The 837-nt window shown below is 60.6% G+C and carries 1 pseudogene; it reads right to left on the reverse strand.

Annotation, left to right across the window (positions count from 1 at the left end):
* Positions 1–271: 271 nt before the first annotated feature.
* A pseudogene (locus F6X42_RS42930) lies at positions 272–724 on the reverse strand (ATP-binding protein); the annotation flags it as partial.
* Positions 725–837: the final 113 nt, after the last annotated feature.

Consider the following 837-nt stretch of genomic DNA (forward strand, 5'->3'; position numbering starts at 1 on the left):
TCGTCGTTGAGCGATTCACCGTGCCGCTCGAAGTCCGCCAGTCTCGCAGGAACCAGCCCATGCCAGAACCAGCGTAGAGCCTCGTTCCGACGCCACGAATAAGCGTTGACAGTCGGTACGAGATCACATTGCGACCTCGCTTGCGTACCGCGCGGCGCAGGCGGGCATCAAGACGCGGTTCATCACTGTCACGGATCGGCGTAATGACGCCGGGGATGATCGCCGTAATGGCGCCAGTTTGAAGTGAAGTAAAACGCGGATTCGAACGGACTCAAGGATGCGTTTTTTTGGTTGATTTCGCAAGTCGTGTCTGGTCGGGTTCAGGCATTGGCCTGGGCGTGCGGAAGCTGTCACCATCGAGCACGATACGATAGGCGCCGTGTCGCAGGCGATCGAGTGTGGCGGCGCCGAGGATGCGGTTGCCGGCAAACGCATCGCCCCATTCGCTGAAGTCGAGGTTACTGGTCAGGATCGTCGCAGCGGTCTCGTACCTTTCCGCGATCAGGTCGTGGAAGTCTTCATCTTGCGGCGAGCGCAGCGGCTTGAGCGCGAAGTCGTCGACGATGAGAACCGGTACGCTGGCAAGCTGTTTCAGTTTGCGCTCATAGGTACCGGTCGCGCGCGCTGCCTGCAGACTGTTCAATAGCCTGGTCTGCGTGGCGAACACGACATCACGTCCCTGCCGGGCGGCGCAATTGCCGAGGGCCTGTGCCAGGTGATCTCGTACCGACTGTCAACGCTTATTCGTGGCGTCGGAACGAGGCTCTACGCTGGTTCTGGCATGGGCTGGTTCCTGCGAGACTGGCGGACTTCGAGCGGCACGGTGAATCGCTCAAC

Origin of the sequence: Paraburkholderia podalyriae (assembly GCF_014397785.1) — a bacterium.
GTDB lineage: Bacteria > Pseudomonadota > Gammaproteobacteria > Burkholderiales > Burkholderiaceae > Paraburkholderia > Paraburkholderia podalyriae.